General features: G+C 76.0%; 1 protein-coding gene and 1 pseudogene. Both read right to left on the reverse strand.

The annotated features are described in order from the left end of the window. Window positions 1–55: 55 nt before the first annotated feature. Window positions 56–673: a PilZ domain-containing protein gene (locus HGA02_RS19980; protein WP_168681175.1), complete on the reverse strand. Its 618-nt coding sequence runs from the start codon at window positions 671–673 to the stop codon at window positions 56–58. 256 nt (window positions 674–929) lie between these two features. Beyond that, window positions 930–1127 (reverse strand): annotated as a pseudogene (locus HGA02_RS19985) (MBL fold metallo-hydrolase); the annotation flags it as partial.

Below are 1127 nucleotides of genomic sequence, written 5' to 3' on the forward strand. Positions count from 1 at the left end.
GCGCGACGAGCGCCGCCCGCCCGTACCGCCGAGCAGCCGGACGGGCCGTGCTCCGTCAGGCGTCGAGGCGCATCCGCCGCTGCGCGCCCTGCGTGCGCAGCACGAACCGGAACAGCGCGTCGACGTCGCTCTCGCGGATGTCGACGAACCGGCACCCGTACTGCGTGCCGCCGGTGCTGGTCCGCTGCGTGCGCAGGATCTCGGCGTCGAGCTTGACCGCACCGCGACCGGTCGGGAACTCGAACGCGACGCGGTCGTGCACCGCGAGCGTCGACGTCGTGGAGAGGCGCATGCCGTGCGCGCTGATGTCGACGACCACGAACGAGATCGGGCGGCCCGGGCCGGCGCCGTCGGGGCCCGTCGCGACGCCCGTGCACAGCTGGAGCGTCCGGACGCGCGCGCCCTGCCGCTTCTGCAGCATCGAGACGAGCTCGAGGTCGACGAGCGCGACCGTCGACGCGCCCACGCGCGACACCGCACCGACGTAGCGGACCTCGCCGCGGACCTCGTCGAGCACGAGCACCTGGACGTCGTCGCCGGGCCGCACCCCGCCGGGCACGACCCCGTGCTCCGCCGCGACCGTCATGGTCTCGCCGTCGAACGCCGCGACGTACCCCTCGACCACGGTGGTGCGGTCGCGCACCGTGAGCGCGCATCGTTCGAGGTCGTGCATGGTCGGTCCGTCCCGGTGGTGCTGGTCCTGGCGCCGGCACGGTGACACGTGCCGACACCGAACCCATCGGCAGGGCCGACGACCGGCTGAGGGGTCCGCCGCGGGACCCCCCGGCCGGGTGACGTCACTCCCGGTGGAGCGTGTGCTGCACGCCCCGGCGGTCGTCTCGACCGCGTCGGGCAGGCGCGTCGTGCCGCGCGACGGCGCGACCTCCCGGACCGTCCCCGCCGTGCAGCTGCCCGCTTCCGCAGGAGCGTCAGGCGACGCCGGCGGCGCGTGCCTGCCGCACGGCCTCGCGCACGTCACCGGTCCACGGGTCGCCGTGCCCCGGGAGGATCGTGCGGACGCCCGTCGGCAGCCCGTCGAGGGACGCGAGCGCCGCGTCCGCGTCGGCCGTGCCCGCGCGTGCGACGACCCGTGGTCCGGTGCGCCCGGTGTACGGGTCGAGCGTGAC

It is taken from the genome of Cellulomonas septica (assembly GCF_012396155.1).
Lineage (GTDB): Bacteria > Actinomycetota > Actinomycetes > Actinomycetales > Cellulomonadaceae > Cellulomonas > Cellulomonas septica.